The organism is Xylanimonas sp. McL0601 (genome assembly GCF_049852175.1).
GTDB lineage: Bacteria > Actinomycetota > Actinomycetes > Actinomycetales > Cellulomonadaceae > Xylanimonas.
In genome coordinates this window covers 784201-801474 of sequence record NZ_CP187527.1, presented here as the reverse complement: position 1 = coordinate 801474, position 17274 = coordinate 784201, and the positions used below count along the sequence as shown (strand labels likewise).

The following is a 17274-nucleotide window of genomic DNA, read 5'->3' as shown; positions in this document are numbered from 1 at the left end:
CCCGCGGCTCGGCGGGGCTCAGACGGTGGCCCTCGGGTAGACGATCTCGAGGCGCGGCCGCGGGTGCAGGTGCGGGCGGAGCCGCAGGTCCCAGTTGCGTAGCGCCCAGATCGTCGCGGCGGTGACCACCAGGAACGTGGCGATCGACCCGACGAGGATCGACCAGCGCGGCCCGAACTCCGACCCGATCCAGCCCACCAGCGGCGAGCCGATCGGCGTCGCGCCCTGGAAGACCATCATGTAGAGCGCCATGACGCGCCCGCGCATGGCCGGCGCGACCGACGTCTGCAGCGTCGCGTTGGCGGCCGTCATCATGGTCAGCGATGCCAGGCCCACGGGGATGGCGAACAGCATGTAGCTCAGGAACGTCGGCATCAAGGCGTTGACCGCCGTCGCGGCGGCGAACGCGAACCCGGCCCCGAGCACGAGCCGCACGCGCGGGCGGTCGCGGCGGGCGGCGAGCAGCGCGCCGGTGAGCGACCCGATCGCGAGCACGGAGCCGAGCACGCCGAACTCCCCCGCGCCCTTGCCGAACTCGACGCGGGCCATCATCGCGCTGGTGAGCTGGAAGTTGAGGCCGAACATCGAGACGACGGCCATCACGACCATGATGATCACGATGTCGGTGCGGCCCCGCACGTAGCGCATCGCCTCGCGGATCTGCCCGCGCGAGCGCGCGGCCGACGGCAGCTCGCGCAGCGTCTTGGTGTTCATCACGGCGAGCGCCGCAATCGTCGCCGCGAACGACGCGCCGTTGATGATGAACACCCATCCGGCGCCGACGGCGGCCACGAGCAGGCCGGCGGCGCCCGGCCCGATGAGCCGCGCGGCGTTGAACGAGGCGGAGTTGAGCCCGATGGCGTTGGGCAGGTTCTGCGGAGGCACGAGCTCGGCGACGAAGGTCTGCCGCACGGGCGCGTCGATCGCGGCGGCGACGCCCAGCAGGAACGCCAGGGTGTAGACGTGCCAGAGCTGCACGACGCCGGACATCGTCAGGGCGCCCAGGACGAACGCCAGCACCCCCATCGCCGCCTGGGTCCCCATGAGCAGCTTGCGTCGCGGGAGGCGGTCGGCAAGCAGGCCCGCGTACGGGGACAGCAGCAGGAACGGCAGGAACTGCAGTGCCGTCGTGATGCCCACGGCGGTGCCCGAGTTGTTGGTGAGGTGGGTCAGCACCACCCAGTCCTGGCCGACGCGCTGCATCCAGGTGCCGACGTTCGCGACGAGCGCGGCTCCAAACCAGAGCCGGTAGTTGGGCTGGCGGAGCGAGGTGAAGGTGGAGGCCATGGGTCTTTTCGGATCGACGGTTCGGCGGTGCGGCGCGGCGCGGTGGCGGCGCGGCCCGTCAACAGGAGGCGAGGTCGGTGAGCAGTGCGCTCGCGCGGGCGAGCAGCTCGCGGTCCTCCGCGGAGAGCGTGTACAGGGTCTTGGCGAGCCAGGCGTCCCGGCGACGGCGGGTCTCGGCGACCTCGCGGCGGCCGGTCTCGGTGAGTCGCACTACGACGAGACGCCCGTCGGTGGGGTGCTCGACCTTTTCGACCATGCCGAGCTCCGTCAGCGCGTTGACGGTGCGCGTCATCGACGGCGGCTTGACCCGCTCGTGCTGGGCGAGCGCGCCCGGCGTCTGGTCGCCGTGGCGGGTCAGGTGGGTGAGGACGCCGAACTGGGCGTCGGGGAGGTCGGCCTCGCCGCGCTCTGAGCGCAGGCGGCGAACGAACCGGCCGACGGCGACGCGCAGCTCGCTCGCGAGCGGAGCGGGTGCGGAGGAGGGCATGCCCTTAGCCTAGGTCATTACCTACGCTAACGACCACCTAATGTGTCGAACCAGACAGAGGTCGGTCAGTCGCGACCGTAGATGTCCCGCGTGTAGACCTTCTCCGCGACGTCCTCCAGCGACTCCGCGCGACGGTTCGCCACGATGACGTCGGCTCGGGCCTTGAACTCGTCGAGGTCCCGGACCACCTCGGAGTGGTAGAACTCGGTCTCCTCGAGCGTGGGCTCGTAGACCACGACCTCGACGCCCTTGGCCTTGAGCCGCTTCATCACACCCTGGATCGACGACGCCCGGAAGTTGTCCGACCCCGACTTCATGATCAGGCGGTACATACCGACCACCTTCGGCTCGCGCCGCAGGATGTCGGTGGCGATGAAGTCCTTGCGCGTGGTGTTCGCGTCGACGATCGCCGAGATGAGGTTCTGCGGCACGTCCTGGTAGTTGGCCAGCAGCTGCTTGGTGTCCTTCGGCAGGCAGTAGCCGCCGTACCCGAACGACGGGTTGTTGTAGTGCGCCCCGATGCGCGGGTCCAGGCCCACGCCCTCGATGATCTGCGCGGTGTTCAGGCCGCGCGTGGCCGCGTAAGTGTCGAGCTCGTTGAAGTACGCCACCCGCAGCGCCAGGTAGGTGTTGGCGAAGAGCTTGATCGCCTCCGCCTCGGTGGGGTCGGTGAGCAGGACCTGCACGTCCTTGTCGATCGCGCCCTCGACCATGAGGTCCGCGAACAGCCGGCCGCGCTCCGTGCGGTCGCCGACGACGATGCGCGACGGGTGCAGGTTGTCGAACAGCGCCCGCCCCTCGCGCAGGAACTCCGGCGAGAAGACGATCGCGGCGCCGTCGTGCTCCTCGAGCATGCGCTCCGTGAAGCCGACCGGGACGGTGGACTTGACCACGATGGTCGCGTCGGAGCTGACCGCGAGCACCTGGTCGATCACGCCCTCGACGCTCGAGGTGTCGAAGTACTGCGTGACCTCGTCGTAGTTGGTCGGCGTCGCGATGACGACGAGGTCGGCCTCGGTGTAGGCGGCGTCAGCCTCGGTGGTCGCCTTGAGCGTGAGCGGCATCTCGCGCAGGTAGTGCTCGAGCTCGGCATCGATGATCGGCGAGATCCGCGCGTTGATCAGCGCGACCTTGTCCGGGTCGATGTCCACGGCGACGACGTCGTGGTGCTGGGCGAGCACCACGGCGTTGGACAGGCCGACGTAGCCGGTTCCGGCGATCACAATCTTCACGGGGCCATGCTTTCTGACGTTCGGCGGGGGCGCGCCCATGCTATCGGCGGGCGTGCTGGATGGTTGCGCCTGTGGACAACGGTGTTCGCTGTGCGTCGCTTCCCGTGTCGCGAGGCAGTGGCGCGTGCCGGCACCGCCGTCATCCGAGGAACACCTGCGAGCACCGCATCTCACCGCCCTCGGCGCTGCCGTGCACCACGCAGGGGAAGGCCGCGCGAAGCGCGCGCCGTGTTCGTCTGCTCGACGAGCTCACGCCACCACCAGTTCCGCGGGCGCGCTGACACCGGGACGCCACGATCTCGTGGCCAGGATGTCCGCGATCTCCCGCACGAGCGTGCCGTTCATCGCCTCCGTGCCCGTGTAGCGGCGCAGGAGCGTGCGGCTCGTGATGATGCGGTTCTGACGGGTCAGGTCACGGAGCACGTCGCGCCGGTCCTGGTGCCACTGGATTCCGTCGATCTCGACGAGGAGCCAGGTGCCGTCGGGCAGGTACCAGGCCAGGTCGATGCGCCCCACGGCCCGCCCTGGCGACCGGACCGTCAGCTGAACCGCGTCCGGCGGGATGCCCGCGTCCATGCAGTCCAGGCGCGCCTTGGTCTCCGCGGGCGACTCCGAGCGCGGGTCGCACTCGCCCCACCAGGCGCGTGTCCGTGCCGCACCCCGACGGCCGGCCGTGCTGGCTCGAGCTCGACCGAACTGCCGCTCGCTCAGGATCTTCTGGTGCCTGACCGAGTCCATCAGGGCGACCGCCCGCCACCGCTCCACCTCCGGGACCACCTGCGCGAGTGCGACCTCAGGGGTGACGTAGTGGATGCCATGACGGCTCATGACCGCGCCCACCGGCGTTCGGCGGATCCGCACACCCGTCGTCGTCGCCGAGCTGGAGCTGCCCTGGAGGAACGCGACCTCGGGGGCGAAGTCCCGGGGGGCACCCATGGCCCCGGCCAGGACCAGGGCGGCCAAGCCGGTCGCCACCGCCGTCGGGCCGTGGGCTAGCGGGCCCTCGATGGCTCGCTGCAGGCGGGCGCGGTCCATGGCTGCGCCGTCGGACGTCGGCAGCGGGAGGGCGCCGACCACCTCGTAGACGCGGCGGCGTCGCCGGACCAGCGCGCCGACCGTGACCAGCCGACCGACTCGCTGACGGTTGACGCCGGCCGCGACGCACTGCGCGGTGCTGACGAGACCCTCCTGCCCCCGGACGGTCTCGAGCAGATCGGCGGGCAGCGGAAGGCGGGGACGGCTCACGGCGAAACCCCACACCACGGAGGTGCCGCGCTGGGCGTTGTCCACAGGAACAGGTCCAACGATCCGGCCCATTTCCCCCACCCACCGCAGCCGGCCGAAGCCGGCCGACGTCGGGCCGGGACCACGAGGGGCCCGGATGGTGACGCAACTCCCCCCACGATCGGAACCAACCGGGACGCTCACCCGCGACCCAGAGACCCGGGGAACGGTGGAGCGGCCCGGAACGTCACGACAACCACCCGATGGCGGAACCAATCGGGACGCTCGCCGCCGCGAGCCCGCCCCCGGGGGGTGCGGGCCAGCGGCCCGGAGACCGTCAGTCGCTCCGGGAACGACGGCGGCCCGGCCCCCGGAGGGGTCGGGCCGCCGTTCACACGAACAGGGCTGAGGTCAGAAGCCGATCCAGCTCCGCAGCGGACCCTGCAGGAAGTACAGGATGAACATGGCTGCCGCGCCGTACAGCAGCGGGTGCACCTGCTTCGCCTTGCCGAGCGACAGCTTGATGACCACGAAGCTGATGATGCCCGCGCCGATACCGGCGGTGATCGAGTAGGTGAACGGCATCAGCACGATGGTGAGGAACGCGGGGAGCGCGACCTCGTAGTTCTTCCAGTCGATGCCGGTGACCTGCGTGAGCATGAGGAAACCGACGACGACGAGGGCCGGCGTCGCTGCCTCGTAGGGCACCATCGCCACGACGGGCGCGAGGAACATCGACAGCAGGAACGCGATACCGGTGACCACCGACGCGAGGCCCGTGCGGGCGCCGTCGCCGACACCGGCCGCCGACTCGATGTACGAGGTGTTCGACGAGACCGAGCCCATGCCACCGGCCGCGGCGGCGACGGAGTCGACGATAAGGATCTGACGGGTGTTGGGCGGGTTGCCCTCCTCGTCGAGCAGGCCGGCCTCGCCACCGACGGCCACCATGGTGCCCATCGTGTCGAAGAAGTCGGCCAGCATGAGGGTGAAGACCAGCAGGATCACGGCGACGACGCCGATGTTGCGGAACGAGCCGAGCAGCGAGAAGTTGCCGAGGATGCCGAGGTCCGGCATACCCCAGTTGCCGGCGAGGTGCGGGACGTTGAGCTTCCAGCCGCCGGGGTTGCTGCCGTCGGGAACCTGCGCACCCACGGACGCGATGCCCTCGACGATGATCGCCAGCACGGTGGTCGAGATGATCGAGATGAGGATGGCGCCGCGGACCTTGCGGATCATCAGGACGATCGCGAGCAGCAGGCCGACGACGAACACGAAGATGGGCCACGAGCTCAGCGAGCCGCCGATGCCCAGCTCGACCGGCGTCGCGAGCGACGCGGGGATGCGCACGAAGCCCGCGTCCACGAAGCCGATGAAGGCGATGAACAGACCGATACCGACCGAGATCGCGACCTTGAGCTCGTGGGGCACCGCCTTGAACACCGCCTCGCGGAACCCGGTGAGCACGAGGACCAGGATGATCAGACCCTCGAGCACGATGATGCCCATGGCGTCCGCCCAGCTCATGCCGGGGATCGTGGCGATCGAGTAGGCGACGACGGCGTTGAGGCCGAGGCCGGCCGCGAGCGCGAGCGGGAAGTTCGCGAGCACACCCATGAGGATGGTCATGACACCTGCGACCAGCGCCGTCACGGCGGCGATCTGGGCGAAGTCGCCGTCGGCGAGCTTCGCGCCCGTGCCGTCGGCGACGCCGCCCAGGATGATCGGGTTCAGCACGATGATGTACGCCATCGTGAAGAAGGTCACGAGGCCGCCGCGGACCTCGGTCCCGACGGTCGAGCCTCGCTCGGTGATCTTGAAGTAGCGATCGATCGCGCCCAGCTGCTTGAGCGGCGCGGTGGTCGTAGTGGCCATGCGCGTATCGTGCCAGGGCAGTGAAGGTCTTGGGGAGGTCCGGACCCTCTGAGACGCGTGAGTTTCGTCGCCCTCAGTAGGCGCCGGCGCCGCCGAGGACCGCCTTGGCCGTGCGGGCCAGGATCATGAGGTCGCCGAACGGCGTCCAGTTCTCCGCGTAGTAGACGTCGAGGCGCACGCACTCCTCCCACGGGAGGTCGGAGCGCCCGCCCACCTGCCACAGCCCGGTCATGCCGGGCTTGACCAGCAGACGACGGCGCATGCGCGCCTCGTACCTGCTGACCTCCACGGGCAGCGGGGGCCGCGGGCCCACGAGGCTCATGTTGCCCGAGAGCACGTTGAACAGCTGCGGCAGCTCGTCGAGCGAGTAGTGGCGCAGGATCCGGCCGACCTTCGTGATGCGCGGGTCGTGCCGCTGCTTGAAGAGGACGCCCGCGCCGTCGTTCCCGGCGGACGCCACGGCGTCGACACGGGCCTCGGCGTCCACGCACATGCTGCGGAACTTGAGCATGCTGAACGTCCGGCCGCCGCGGCCCACGCGGTCCTGGCGGAAGAACACCGGGCCGCGGCTGGTGGTCTTGACCGCGACCGCCGTCGCGATGAGCACGGGCGCCAGGACGAGGGTGATGATCGCCGCGCCGGCCCAGTCCGTCACGGCCTTCAGCAGGAACTTGGGCCCGACGAACCGCGGCGCGTCGACGTGCAGCAGGCTCACGCCCACCGCGGGCGTGACCGTGATCCGCGGGCCGGCGACGTCGGCCAGCTCGGCGGTGAGCATGAGGTCCACGCCCACGGGCTCGAGCTCCCAGCCCAGCCGGCGCACGACGTCGGCGGTGATCGCGTCGGAGCCGCTGACGGCGACGCAGTCGGCGCCCACCTGGGCGGCGACCGTCCCGGCGGTCCGCAGGTCGCCGAGCACGGGGACGCCCTCGATCTCCTCCCCCGCGCGGACCGCGCCCACGGGGACGCACACGCCCACCACCTTGTACCCGGAGTCGGCGCGGCCGTTCATCTCGTGGATGAGACGCTCGGCCTGCTCGCGCAGGCCGATGGCCAGCACCGCCGTCGTCATGTTGCGCTCCGCGCGGTGGCGGTGCAGCCAGCCCCGCCACGTGTACCGGGCGACGAGCAGGCCGGTCAGCCCCAACGGCAGCGCGATCAGCATGTACGGGCGGGCCTCGTCCACCTTGAACAGGAACGCGGCGATCGCCAGCAGGCTGAACAGCTTCCAGGACGCGTCGAAGATGCGGTGGAACTCGAGCGGGCCCGACCCGAACGTGCGGGGGTCGTACGTACGGTCGGCGGCGAGCGCGATGAGCCACACCGCGATCAGGCCGACCGACATGCCCAGCCGCTCGAACGTCCCCACGGCGGTGGCCGCCGCGCCAAGCTGGACCGTGCGCACCCCGGCGGCGAGAACGACCGCCGTCGCGACCACGGCGAAGTCCGTGAGGGCCAGCCGACGCCGGTACGCCGCATGCCACGGGTAGGCGCGGAACGCGGCTCGGGTGGCGGCGAGGCCGCTCGCCCGCAGCGCGGCGCGTGGGCTGACGAGGTGGCCCTGGGTCACTGTGCTCACGGCAGGTCCCCTTGGGGTCGACGGGTGTGCGGTCTCGACTTTATGAGCGAGGACGCGAGCAGGAGGTGGCAACAGAGGGCTTTCACCCGGGGACTCACCCGAGGTTCACCCGAGGTTTTCGGACGTAACGGACGGCCGTGCACACCTCGCCCGGCGGGCGCGCCCGCCGGGCGCTCCTACACTGGCGGCGTGCCCTCGCTTGTCCGCCTGCTGACCCGCCCTGAGACGCGCCGTCCCGGCCCACCCCCGCTCGCGGTCGACCTGCCCAAGGTGCTGCTCGCGGGGATCGCCGTGTGGGTGGTGGCGCTCGTGGTCACCGTGGTCCTGGTGCTGACTGGCGTGCAGGACTGGACGGCCGTCGCGGTGTGTGGCGCGGGGCTGGTTCTGGGCGGCCTCGGCCTCCTCTGGGCGCGCCGGCACCGCTGACCTCCGGGCGCGGCCTCAGAGGCTCCAGGCGACCGCGGTCCAACCGGTGGCGGCGGACTCCGGGGCTGCCAGGGCCTCCGCGAGCATCGCTGCCAGGTGCGGGGCTCCGAGCAGGTCGGCGAGGGCCCGGGCCAGGGCGGCCTCGTCGGTGGCGTGGACCTCGCCGTCGTGCACCCAGAAGCTGACGGGGAGGCCGGCGACGGTGAGGTGGTCGTGGCGGTGCCACCGAGCGGGGAGGTGCGGGTCGAGCGCGACGACGCGCGGATCGATCGGCTGCGGGTCCCCGGCGGCGTCGGCCGCCTCGTCCTCGGCGACGTTGATGTCGAGCAGCTCGGCGAGCGCCTCCGCGGCGTCTGCCGGCGCCGGCAGCACCGGCCCGAGCTGAGCCCAGCGCAGCGCGGGCGCGACGAGGACGTCCCCGGCGTCCGCGACGACGACGGCGTCGGCGTGGACGGCGGGCAGGCGGTCCGGGAGCGGGGTCAGCGCCGTCGTGCGCGCTGCGGGGTCGAGGTGGTCGGCGAGGGCGGCCAGGCCCCGCCAGACGGCGAGGGCGTCACGGAGCGGGAGCACCGTGCCCACGGGCGGGAGCGCGCCGAGGACGGCGGGCCAGTCCGCCGGGTCCGAGTCGTCGAGCGATCCCACGCCGCCGAGCGCGCGGAGGACCTCCTCGTCGAGGCCGTGCGTCGCGGGCGGGGCCGGCGGCAGCAGCGGGACGTCGTCGTGCAGCCGGAAGGGGGCGCCGAGGTTCCGCCGCAGCCACCACGCGGTGTACGACGGCGCGTGGCCGGCGCCGGGGCGGGCGCCCGCGCCCGGGCGGGGTGCGCCGAGCAGCGCGCGGCGCGCCGCAGGGTCGGCAGCGAGGCGCGCGAGGGCCGCCGGCCAGGCGTCGTCGGCGACGGCGTCCAGGTCGGCGACCGCCTCCAGCTCCTCGAGGAGGACGTCGGCGCCCCAGCGGTCCGCGAGGTGGTCGAGGTAGTCGGACCAGCCGGCGAGCCAGCCCGCCGGGTCGTCCTCGTCGGCGCGGTCGGACTGGGCAGGTCCGTCAGGGGCCGGTGTGACTGCGTCGCGGACGGTGTAGACGTCGAGCTCTGAGTGCGCCCCGGCGGCCCGGAGGACGGCCGCGCCGAAGGTCTCGACGTCGTCGGCGTCGACCACGGAGAGGGCGTCGAGGTGGTCCTCGGCCCAGGAGCCGGGCACGGCGGTCTCGCGCAGGGCGGCGAGCTCGCCGTCGGAGGTGCGCACGGGCATCTCCCCGACCCAGAAGGGAAGGAGCCCGCGGGTGCGGGAACGGTGGTCCCCCGCGTCGCGCTCGTGCTCGGCGTCGCGGTGGTCCCCGGCGCCCGCGAGGGAGAGCGCTGCGCCCGCGAGGTAGAGAACGGCGTCCACGACGTCCTGCGGGCCGACGTCGGTCGCGGCGTCGCCGTACCCGTCGGGGCCGCCGCCGCGACCGCCGACGTCGCCACCACCGTCGAGCACCTCGCCGGCCGCCGCGAGCGCCGCGGCGCGGACCTCCGGGTCGCCGAGGATCGCGCGCGGGTCGAACGGCACGGCGCCGACCCGCTCGAGAACCGGGTGCGCGGCGTCGGGGTGGACGATGCGAACGCCGAGGGTCTCCGCGGACCAGAGGGTCGTGCCGGCCGAGCCTGCCCCGTGCCGCTGGGGCGCGGAGCCGAGCGTCGGCGCCGCCGTCTCGGCGGCCGCCGTCGCCGTCCCGGACGCCAACGGCAGCACCAGCCCCCGGGCCCCGCGCGCGACGCGGCCGTCCGCGAGCGGCACCGGGGCTCCGGCAAGCGCCTCGCGGACGGCAGGGTCCGCCGCGTGCGGAGCGAGCGCGGCGTAGACCGCCCGCCATCGTGCGGGCGGCAGCGTGGTGGGCAGCTCGTCGAGCACGTCGGCGAGCGGGGCGACACGCGCGCCGAGCCGCCGGGCCGTCGTGTGCCACCGGACCGCGAGGGGGACGGTCCCGAGCACGGCGGCGACGTCGGCGTCCTCCCCGACGGGGCCGGCGAGGAGGACCGCGTCCTGAGGCGCGACGCGCTCGTCCCGGCCATGGGACGCGCGGCCCGGCGAGGCCGGCTCGACGGCGTTGCCGGGCCCCTGAAGCTCCCCGGCGTCTGACGAGCCGGCGGGCGCGGGGGCGGGGGCCGGGAGCAAGGGGGCCGCACGGAGCGCGTCGATGGCCGCCTCGCGGATCGCGGCGTCCAGCTCGCCCGCGGGCAGGTCTCCCGGCACGAGCGCGAGCACCGCGGCACCGCGGTCCGCGGCGACCTCGGCGAGCAGCGCGGCGTACGCGCGCCCGGCCTCGGCGGCCAGGCGGTCGGTCGCGGCGCCGGGCAGCACCCGGCGGCGCCCGGGGTCGACGGGGAGCGTCGCGATCAGGAGCGCGGGGAAGGTGAGCGGGACGTCGGTCGGGGTCGGCGCGTGCAGCACCGCACGTCGTGGGTGGAGGTCGAGGGGCTCGGGCTCGTCCGAGAACGTCCACGACTGCACCCCCAGCGCCTGACCCGACGGCGTCCGCGGCAGCGCCCACGTCAGCGACCACGGTGTGCGGCGCTGCTCCGTGGGCAGGTCGGCGACGTCGTCGGAGGTGAGCTCGCCTTCGGCGCGGCGCGTGATCCACCGGTCGGCGACGTCACGGTGCACGCGGGACTCGGTCCCGGCCGGGTCGGCGATCTCGATCGTCACCTGCTCGAGCGCGGGCAGCGCGAGAAGCAGGGCGTCGTCGACGGCGTCGAGCTGCGCGCGGACGGCGGCGACCGCCTCGCGATCGCGCAGCACCAGCTCGACGACGGTCTCTTCGCCGGCGGCGGCCTCGACGGGGAACGGAAGCCGGAGCACGGCGACGTTGCGGGGCGGGCCCTGGACCTGCGCGGAAGTCGACGCTGGTTCGACGTCATAGCCGCCGCGGGCGAGCTCCGCCCGGGTCAGCGACTCCGCGAAGCGCACGCCACCCGTGGTCGACCGGATGCTGACGTCGTCGCTCACCGAGCGCACCGCGGCGAAGCCGACGCCGAAGCGCCCGACCTGCCCAGCCCCCTTCGCCGAGGCGCGGAGCGACGCGAGGGACGCGACGCCGTCGGCATCCAGCGGGGCGCCGATGTTCGTGACCCGCAGCGTTGCCTGGTCGGCGGCGGCGTCGAGGCGGAACGCGACCCGGCCGGGCACGCCGGCGCGGGCAGCGGCGTCGGCGGCGTTCTGCGCCAGCTCGACGACGACACGGTCGCGGTAGTAGCCGCGCGCGTGGTCCTCCTCGAGGTTCGCGTCCTCGCGCAGGCGCGTCGGCGAGGTACGCCACGCGTCGACGACGGCGCGGCGCAGCGCCGCGGTGCCGAACGGGTCGGCGGTCACTCCGCCTCGGGGACGGCCTCGGCGTCGGGGGTCTCGGCGTCGGCGGGCGAGCTCTGAGGCTCGGTGCCGGCGGTCTCGAGCCCGGGCTCCTGCGTCTCGACCTCGGCGGACGGGGTGTCCACCACTTCGGCGGCGGCCCCCGCCTCCGCGGCCTCCGGCGACTCCTCGGCGGGGCCGGCGGGCTGCTCCACCAGCTCCAGCGTCGTCTCGTCGATCAGCGGGTCGGCGTCCGGCCAGTCCGACGGGACGGCCTCCACATCGGTCTCCGAGTGCGCCCCGCAGCCGTGGTCCAGCGAGACGACCTTGCCGTCGTCGGGCGACCACGCGTTGGCGCACACCCCGAACAGCTGCCCCATCGGGCCCGCGAGCGGGATGAGGAACCCGCAGGACAGGCAGTCGGCCGCGGACGCGACCGCGCCTGCCGACGTCGGCCCGCGCGAGCCGCGGTACCAGCGCTGCGCGGCCTCGTCGCGGCCGCGCGGGGACAGGACGCGCTCACGGGCGAGCGCGAGCTCGTCGATCGCGACCGCGTCGACCTCGGGGTCGCCGGTGGACTTGTACCCCGGCTCGAGCCGCGGGTCGTCGGCCTTGAAGGGCAGCACGTCGCCGGGGCCGATGTCACCGGGGCGCAGCCGCTCCGACCACGGCAGCCAGTCGGGCGCGAGCAGCGCGCCGTCGCCGGGCAGAAGCTCCACCTCGCAGACCGTCGCGTTGCGGCCGCGCGGCACGCGCGCCAGCGTCACCACCCAGGACCAGCCCTGGTAGCCCTTCATCGCCGCGGCGAAGCGGTGCGACACCAGGCGCTCGCCGTCGACGGCGACGCCCAGGTGCTCGCCGACGTCCGACGGCGAGTCGGCGACCTCCGCCGCGGCGGCGCGCGCGAGCTCGACGGCACCGACCAGCACCGTCTCCTTGGTGGGACGGCTGGCGGTGCGGCGGGTGCGGGCCGGAGCCTCAGCGGCAGCAGTCACGGCCGTATTGTCCCTCAGGCCTCGAGGTCGTCGGCGACGGCGCGCAGCAGCTTGGCGACGCGCTCACCGGACTTGTCCTCGGGGTAGCGGCCGTGCTTCAAGGCGTCGCCGACGCGGTCGAGCACCTTGATGAGGTCCTCGACGATGGTCGCCATCTCGGCCGGCGGCTTGCGCTTGGCCTTCGCGACGGACGGTGCGGCGTCGAGCACCTTGACCGCGAGCGCCGAGGGGCCTCGGCGGCCGTCGGCCACGCCGTAGTCGACCCGCGTGCCGGGCTTGGGGTTGGTGACGTCCGCGGGCAGGGCGGACGCGTGCAGGAAGACCTCGCCGCCGTCGTCGCCGGCGATGAAGCCGAACCCGCGCTCCGTGTCGAACCACTTGACCTTGCCGGTGGGCACCGTGACCTCGTTCTCGTTGCTGCTCAGAGGACCCCGGCGCGATACCCGCGCGCGGGAGCGGCCCGTCAAGGGCCGGTGTCCAAGATTACCGGCCGAGACGGCTCGACGGGCACTCGACTGCCCGATGCCGACCACCGGCCCGTCACGGCGCGCACCGTATGCACCACCGGGAGGCCGCACGCGTAGCATCGTCGGGATGGCCTCCTTCTCCGACGCCGTGCGCGAGCTGCCCGACGACGCCCTCGTCGTGCTGCTGCGGGCGCGTCCGGACCTGGCCTCTCCCTCCCCCTCGACGCTGCGGTCGCTGGCCGCCCGAGCCTCCTCGCGCACGTCGCTCGATCGAGCCCTCGCGCAGGCGGACACCCCCACGATCCAGGCGCTCGAGGCCGTGCTCGCGCTCGAGGGCGTGCTGCCCGCCGTGCGACCGGCCGACGTCGCGGCGGCCGTCGGCGCGACGTCGCCCGACGACGTCGCCGCGGTCGAGCAGCTGCTGGCGGCCGCGCTGGCGCAGGCGCTTCTGTGGGCGGAAGCGCCGGACCTGTCAGCCCCAGAGAGCACCCAGCCGCCCCGTGGCCCTGACAGCCGGCTCCATGCCGCCCCCGGGCTGATCGAGGTGCTCGGCCCGTACCCCGCCGGGCTCGGCCCGCTCCGGGGACGCGCCGTGGACCCCGAGGAGCTCGACGCCGTCGACGCCCCCGGCGCCCGCGAGGTGCTCGACGCCCTCGCCTGGGGTCCGCCCGTCGGCACGGTCCCGCCCGCCGGCACCCCGGCCCGCGCGGCCGTCGACGCCCTCCTCACCGCCGGCCTCCTCGCCACGGGCGACGGGACCACCGTCGCCCCCCCACGCGAGGTCGGGCTCGCCCTGCGCGGCGGCCGCACCCATCGCGAGCCGCACCTCGCCCCGCCGGCCCCCGCGGGCGCCCGGCCCGTCACCCCCGCCACCGCCGACGCCGAGGCCGCGAGCGCCGCCGTCGAGGCCGTCCGCCTGGTCGACGCGCTCCTGCGCACGTGGGAGGACGCACCACCGCCCGTGCTGCGCGCCGGCGGCCTCGGCGTGCGCGACCTGCACCGCACCGGCCAGGCGCTCGGCGTCGACGACGCGATGGCCGCGTCCGTCGTCGAGCTCGCGGCCAGCGCCGGTCTGGTCGACGACGACGGCGACGCCCCGCCGTCGTACGTGCCGACCACCCGCGCCGACGCCTGGGACGACGCCGATACCGCCGACCGCTGGGGCATGCTCGCCGCCGCATGGACGGGCAGCCGCCGCACGCCGTGGCTCGCCGGGACGCGCGACGAGAAGGGCGTGGCGCGGGCCCCGCTCAGCACGGACCTGAGCCGCGGGTGGGTGCCGCGGCTGCGCGCGCAGGTGCTGGCGGCGCTCGCGGCGCTGCCCGGGGTGTCGGTGCGGCCTGCCGACGTGAGCGCGGACCTCGCCTGGCGGTCCCCGCGCGCGGTCCCGCCGGAGGCGGCCGTCGCCGGGCTGCTGCGCGAGGCCGCGCTGCTCGGGGTCACGGGGGCGGGCGCGCTTGCCGCGACGGGCCGGGCGCTGCGCGCGCTCGTCGAGTCCGGTGACGCGCCCGACGCCGAGGCCGTCCTCGCCGAAACGCTGCGGGGGGTCCTGCCCGAGTCCGTCGACGAGGTGCTGCTCCAGGGCGACCTCACGGGAATCGTCCCCGGCCGCCCGTCCCGGCAGCTGGCCGCGCTCATCGAGCGCGCCGCCGACGTCGAGTCCCGCGGCGCCGCGACGACGGTCCGGTTCACGCCTTCCTCCGTCATCCGCGCGCTCGACGCGGGCACCACGGCCGAGGAGCTGCTCGACGAGCTTGCGCGGCGCTCACCGGTGCCCGTGCCGCAGCCGCTGGCGTACCTCGTGCGCGACACCGCCCGGCGGCACGCCGCCCTGCGCGTGGGCGCGGCAGGGTCGTACCTGCGGGCCACCGACCCGGCCGCGCTCGCCGGGCTCGTCGAGGACCCGCGGCTGGCCGAGCTGGGGCTGGTGCGCCTCGCGCCGACGGTGATCGCCGCGGCGGTCCCGGCCGCCGCGCTGCAGGCCGTGCTCCGCCAGCGCGGCCTGCTCGCCGCCCTCGAGGGGCCCGACGGCCGCCCGCTCGGCCGCCTGCGCCGCCCGCCCCGCGTCGACCGAGGCGGGGCCCGCGGCGTCCGGTCTCCCTATGCGGCCGCGGGAGCACCGACGTCCGACGCCGGCCGCCGCGCGCTCGTGGAGCGGCTTCGCGTGGCCGACGGCGAGGGGCGGCGCTCGCCGTTCGCGTCGACCGCCGCGGGCGAGAGCGGCGTCGCGATCTCGGCGCTCGGGCGGACGCCGCCGTCGGACGCCTTGCTCTACCCCGGGTCGCTCGACGCGGGCCGGCGCTTTGCGCCGTCGGACCTCGCGCCCGCGGAGGCGACATCGGGCGTCGCGGCGGGAACAGCCGCGCCGGGCGACGCGTTGGCCCTGCTGCGCGACGCCGTCCGCGACGGCGGGCACGTGTGGCTCGAGCTCGTGGACGGCCACGGCCGCCCGGTACGGCGGCGGGTGCGCCCGCTGCGCGTGGAGGCCGGCCGCCTGCGCGCCCTCGACACACAACGCGGGGCCGAGCTCACGGTCGCGGTCCACCGCATCGCGCGCGTGGACCCCGACGACGACTGACGCCCCGGCGTGGTCGCGCACCGACGATGGACGACGAAAAGGACTGTGGATGCCTGACGGGCCGCTGATCGTGCAGAGCGACAAGTCGCTGCTGCTCGAGGTCGACCACCCGCGTGCCGACGAGGCGCGGCGGGCGATCGCACCGTTCGCCGAGCTCGAGCGCGCTCCCGAGCACGTGCACACCTACCGCCTCACCAACCTGGGGCTGTGGAACGCGCGCGCCGCGGGGCACGACGCCGAGCAGGTCGTCGACACCCTCATCGACTTCAGCCGCTACCCCGTCCCGCACGCCCTGCTGGTCGACGTCGCCGAGACGATGTCGCGGTACGGCCGCCTCACGCTGCACGCGCACCCGACCCACGGGCTGGTGCTGCAGGCGAGCGACAAGGCGGTGCTCGCGGAGGTGCTGAAGTCCAAGCGCACCTCCGGTCTGCTGGGCGAACGGATCGACGACGAGACGGTCGCCGTGCACCCTTCCGAGCGCGGGCACCTCAAGCAGGTGCTGGTGAAGCTGGGCTGGCCGGCCGACGACCTCGCGGGGTACGTCGACGGCGAGAAGCACGACATCGCGCTGTCCGAGCTCGCCACGCCGCGCATCGGGGAGCCCGGCGAGCCCAAGCCGTGGGACATGCGCCCCTACCAGTCGCAGGCCGTCGACTCGTTCTGGTTCGGCGGCAGCGGCGTCGTCGTCCTGCCCTGTGGTGCGGGCAAGACGATCGTCGGCGCCGGGGCCATGGCGAAGTCGGGCACGACGACGCTCATCCTTGTGACCAACACCGTGTCCGCACGGCAGTGGAAGGACGAGCTGCTGCGCCGTACCACGCTCACCGAGGACGAGATCGGCGAGTACTCGGGTACCCGCAAGGAGATCAAGCCCGTCACCATCGCCACCTACCAGGTGCTCACGACCAAGCGGAAGGGCGTGTACTCCCACCTGGAGCTCTTCGACGCCCGCGACTGGGGCCTCATCGTCTACGACGAGGTGCACCTGCTGCCCGCCCCGATCTTCCGTATGACGGCGGACCTCCAGGCGCGGCGCCGGCTCGGCCTCACCGCGACGCTCGTGCGCGAGGACGGGCGGGAGGACGAGGTCTTCTCGCTCATCGGGCCCAAGCGCTACGACGCCCCGTGGAAGGACATCGAGGCGCAGGGCTACATCGCCCCGGCCGACTGTGTCGAGGTGCGCCTGACCCTGCCGGAGCACGACCGCATGACGTACGCGGTCGCCGAGCCGGAGGACAAGTACCGCCTGGCCGCGACGGCGAGCGGCAAGAACCGCGTGGTGGAGCAGATCGTCAACGCCCACCCGGACGACCAGGTGCTGGTCATCGGGCAGTACCTCGACCAGCTCGAGGAGCTGAGCCAGCACCTCGACTCCCCCCTGATCACGGGCGCGACGACGGTGCGTGAGCGGCAGCGGCTGTTCGACGCGTTCCGCTCGGGCGAGATCTCGCGGCTCGTGGTGAGCAAGGTCGCGAACTTCTCGATCGACCTGCCGGAGGCGTCGGTGGCCATCCAGGTCTCGGGCAGCTTCGGGAGCAGGCAGGAGGAGGCCCAGCGCCTCGGCCGCGTGATGCGCCCGAAGCACGACGGACGCACCGCACACTTCTACGCGGTGGTCTCCCGCGACACCGTCGACCAGGACTTCGCGGCCCACCGTCAGCGCTTCCTGGCCGAGCAGGGCTACGCGTACCGCATCGTGGACGCGGAGGACCTGGACACCGTCGCGTAGCCGGTCGCAGCGGCGTCTCAGGAAGGGCGACAGGTCTGCGCAGCAATTGCAGCGCAGACCTGTGGGCG

12 protein-coding genes are annotated in these 17274 nt (G+C 74.0%); 3 read left to right on the top strand and 9 right to left on the bottom strand.

Features of this window, described 5'->3' with window-relative positions; translation table 11 throughout:
• Window positions 1-18 precede the first annotated feature (18 nt).
• From ACO4JP_RS03685 to ACO4JP_RS03660, 6 genes are all read right to left on the bottom strand, one after another.
• Entirely contained in the window at window positions 19-1287 is a 1269-nt protein-coding gene (locus ACO4JP_RS03685) for an MFS transporter (protein WP_425956037.1), read from the bottom strand.
• Between the two features lie 58 nt (window positions 1288-1345).
• Entirely contained in the window at window positions 1346-1774 is a 429-nt protein-coding gene (locus tag ACO4JP_RS03680) for a MarR family winged helix-turn-helix transcriptional regulator (RefSeq protein WP_425956036.1), read from the bottom strand.
• A gap of 65 nt (window positions 1775-1839) precedes the next feature.
• Window positions 1840-3006, bottom strand: a complete 1167-nt coding sequence (locus ACO4JP_RS03675; RefSeq protein ID WP_425956035.1) for a nucleotide sugar dehydrogenase — start codon at window positions 3004-3006, stop codon at window positions 1840-1842.
• Window positions 3007-3255: 249 nt separating this feature from the next.
• Window positions 3256-4251, bottom strand: a complete 996-nt coding sequence (locus ACO4JP_RS03670) for a type IV toxin-antitoxin system AbiEi family antitoxin domain-containing protein (protein ID WP_425956034.1) — start codon at window positions 4249-4251, stop codon at window positions 3256-3258.
• 390 nt (window positions 4252-4641) lie between these two features.
• Window positions 4642-6105, bottom strand: coding sequence for an NCS2 family permease (locus ACO4JP_RS03665; protein ID WP_425956033.1), 1464 nt, complete (start codon window positions 6103-6105; stop codon window positions 4642-4644).
• A 73-nt stretch (window positions 6106-6178) separates the two neighbouring features.
• Entirely contained in the window at window positions 6179-7684 is a 1506-nt protein-coding gene (locus ACO4JP_RS03660) for a sugar transferase (RefSeq protein WP_425956032.1), read from the bottom strand.
• A gap of 189 nt (window positions 7685-7873) precedes the next feature.
• Between ACO4JP_RS03660 and ACO4JP_RS03655 the strand changes: the two genes are divergently transcribed.
• Window positions 7874-8110, top strand: a complete 237-nt coding sequence (locus ACO4JP_RS03655; protein ID WP_425956031.1) for a DUF2530 domain-containing protein — start codon at window positions 7874-7876, stop codon at window positions 8108-8110.
• Between the two features lie 15 nt (window positions 8111-8125).
• Here the strand turns inward: ACO4JP_RS03655 and ACO4JP_RS03650 are convergent, their stop codons facing one another.
• Genes ACO4JP_RS03650 through ACO4JP_RS03640 form a run of 3 tightly spaced genes read right to left on the bottom strand, consistent with a single transcriptional unit; the run spans window position 8126 to window position 12827 of the window.
• The gene (locus ACO4JP_RS03650; RefSeq protein WP_425956030.1) at window positions 8126-11458 is read right to left on the bottom strand and encodes a sacsin N-terminal ATP-binding-like domain-containing protein; all 3333 of its coding nucleotides are present in this window, start codon (window positions 11456-11458) and stop codon (window positions 8126-8128) included.
• Window positions 11455-12429, bottom strand: coding sequence for a DUF3027 domain-containing protein (locus ACO4JP_RS03645; protein ID WP_425956029.1), 975 nt, complete (start codon window positions 12427-12429; stop codon window positions 11455-11457). The genes ACO4JP_RS03650 and ACO4JP_RS03645 overlap by 4 nt, the downstream gene beginning before the upstream one ends.
• A 14-nt stretch (window positions 12430-12443) precedes the next feature.
• On the bottom strand, window positions 12444-12827 hold the full coding sequence (locus tag ACO4JP_RS03640) for a cold-shock protein (RefSeq protein ID WP_425956028.1): 384 nt from the start codon (window positions 12825-12827) through the stop codon (window positions 12444-12446).
• 196 nt (window positions 12828-13023) lie between these two features.
• On the opposite strand from ACO4JP_RS03640, the gene ACO4JP_RS03635 reads away from it, so the two are divergent.
• Together ACO4JP_RS03635 and ACO4JP_RS03630 are read left to right on the top strand one after the other, a co-directional pair.
• Window positions 13024-15474, top strand: a complete 2451-nt coding sequence (locus ACO4JP_RS03635) for a helicase-associated domain-containing protein (RefSeq protein ID WP_425956027.1) — start codon at window positions 13024-13026, stop codon at window positions 15472-15474.
• A gap of 49 nt (window positions 15475-15523) precedes the next feature.
• Window positions 15524-17206, top strand: coding sequence for a DNA repair helicase XPB (locus ACO4JP_RS03630; RefSeq protein WP_425956026.1), 1683 nt, complete (start codon window positions 15524-15526; stop codon window positions 17204-17206).
• The last annotated feature ends 68 nt before the right edge of the window (window positions 17207-17274 follow it).

Bases quoted from the DNA above. Each gene is read 5' to 3' on its own strand.
- ACO4JP_RS03630 (WP_425956026.1), top strand. From the start codon at position 15,524: ATGCCTGACGGGCCGCTGATCGTGCAGAGCGACAAGTCGCTGCTGCTC.
- ACO4JP_RS03635 (WP_425956027.1), top strand. From the start codon at position 13,024: ATGGCCTCCTTCTCCGACGCCGTGCGCGAGCTGCCCGACGACGCCCTC.
- ACO4JP_RS03685 (WP_425956037.1), bottom strand. From the start codon at position 1,287: ATGGCCTCCACCTTCACCTCGCTCCGCCAGCCCAACTACCGGCTCTGG.
- ACO4JP_RS03680 (WP_425956036.1), bottom strand. From the start codon at position 1,774: ATGCCCTCCTCCGCACCCGCTCCGCTCGCGAGCGAGCTGCGCGTCGCC.
- ACO4JP_RS03665 (WP_425956033.1), bottom strand. From the start codon at position 6,105: ATGGCCACTACGACCACCGCGCCGCTCAAGCAGCTGGGCGCGATCGAT.